This is a genomic window from uncultured Campylobacter sp., from assembly GCF_938040115.1.
Taxonomy (GTDB): domain Bacteria; phylum Campylobacterota; class Campylobacteria; order Campylobacterales; family Campylobacteraceae; genus Campylobacter_A.
The window spans coordinates 1-1,863 of sequence record NZ_CALHXD010000128.1; the positions used below are offsets into that span (position 1 = coordinate 1).

The 1,863-nt window shown below is 39.0% G+C and carries 2 protein-coding genes and 1 pseudogene; all 3 read left to right on the forward strand.

Going from position 1 to position 1,863, the window contains the following annotated elements:
- Positions 1 to 133, forward strand: a pseudogene (locus Q0314_RS04905) (YggS family pyridoxal phosphate enzyme); the annotation flags it as partial.
- An 11-nt stretch (positions 134 to 144) separates the two neighbouring features.
- Positions 145 to 660: a hypothetical protein gene (locus Q0314_RS04910; protein WP_298057162.1), complete on the forward strand. Its 516-nt coding sequence runs from the start codon at positions 145 to 147 to the stop codon at positions 658 to 660.
- A gap of 3 nt (positions 661 to 663) precedes the next feature.
- Entirely contained in the window at positions 664 to 1,434 is a 771-nt protein-coding gene (locus Q0314_RS04915) for a hypothetical protein (protein WP_298057165.1), read from the forward strand.
- The last annotated feature ends 429 nt before the right edge of the window (positions 1,435 to 1,863 follow it).

Here is a 1,863-nt window from a genome sequence, read left to right on the forward strand (position 1 = left end):
TACGCGTAAAATTTACGAAAATCTGCAATCAAAGGGTGCGCAAATTTGCTCGATGGGTATGAGCGGAGACTTTGAGCTGGCGATAAAATGCGGCTCGAATATGATTCGTTTGGGGTCGATTTTGTATAGTTAAAAGGCTGAAATATGGAAAAACGAAGAGACGAGCTTGAGCTGCTATTTTTAAAAAATAAGCAGAGTAACAAAAATACTAATCCCCTTCCGATAATAGTTGATATAATCGGACTTATTGCCGGCTTTTTAACTCTATCTTTTGTTGCTCCTTATGATGATAGGGATGCAGTTGGGTTTAAAATTTTAATACTTACCGATATCGTTATATGTCTCATCTACGGCTTGATACCAAGACTACGAAACTGTAAGTATTTTGTGCTTTTGGGTATTTTATTATTTATAAATTTTTTACTTCTATGCAATGTTGAAGGCTGGAATGAGGGAAGCGGGAGCGGAACATACTATTACGTATACTTTTTCAAATCGGCTAGCGATATGCTGTGGGGCTTGTTGTTAATATCCGCATTTTTATTTTTGATACCGATAGCCCTGTATATTTCGTTTCTACATTTTTTGTCTAGGGCGACTTACTACCTATCAAATTACGACAAATTTAAAACAAAAAATCAAGAAAAAACAAAGGACTAATAAATGGGCTACGACGTGAGCTATCATCCGATCAATGAAAGCGAGATAAAGCAGTGGTATTTTGACGCGTTAAAAAGCGCGCGAGAGGGTGATTGGTCGGTCGCACAAAGACTCGCAAAAGAGTACGGCATGGAGGATTTTTATGCGCAAAAATACATCGATACCCTAAAAATCGCGCTTGAAACCAAAGATGGCGAGAGCTTTTCGACGGGACACGGTTACATACTCGCCGCCGTGCAAGGATTTTTTAGAAAATACTTCTACACGCGCGGCACGGCGTTTGGCTTTTTGGCGGACGAACGCAGTGAATTTAAGCAGTATCTAAGCAATATAAGCGGCGTCATACCGCCCGAGATAAAAGCAAAATTTACGGGCGAATTTGACGGAAACTACTCATCTGGCGCATTTATAAGCGCGGCAAATTTGGCTAAATTTTGGCAGGACTACAATGCCGATAAAAATATAAAACAAAAAGTAGATGACTTTTACGCGCAAAATTTGCCTGCGTTTTTGAGCGCAGTTAAATTTTGCGTAGAAAACGGCTACGGGCTGCTTGAGGCGACAGACGTGATTATACCCAACCCGATTGATTTAAATGATTCTGAGTGCTACTCAAATCTTTTTAATTGCGACCCGGAAGGCGCGTTTATCTACGCCGATACGGCGGCTCAGCAACTAAGCGAAGCCATGAAGCTGGATAAAAAAAATGAAAGCGACAAAAACGAAGACTCAGGCGGCTTTTTCGGCGCTATAAAGGAGCTTTTTGGCAAGTAAATTTGCTACGAGCCAGGATAAACTAGCAACCTAAATTTCGTATATCAAGAGCTTAGATTGGCCTTTTTTGGTCAAACATAACTTTGCTGTTATTTGCAAAATTATCGCAGCAATTATTCAAATTTGATAGGTTTGTCACTTTATCTAAACGTTTTAGGTGTAAAATACGGGCGAGTTTATTGCTGCAAATCAAATTTTGCGCTAGTTTTAAAAACCGCGGTGAGTAAGTTAAATTTAATGCGATAAATTTACGCTTGGAAACTCGCAATGTCTAAAATGAAATTTACTCCAGCCAAACATGCAAGCGGATACTATCGACTACTATTTGACATAATAATTTAACGAATCGTATTTGTGAAATTTTATTTACAAAAAAAGAAGTAAAACCGCCTTACCCGTTTTAGACAAGGCGGCAAGAAAATCAGAATA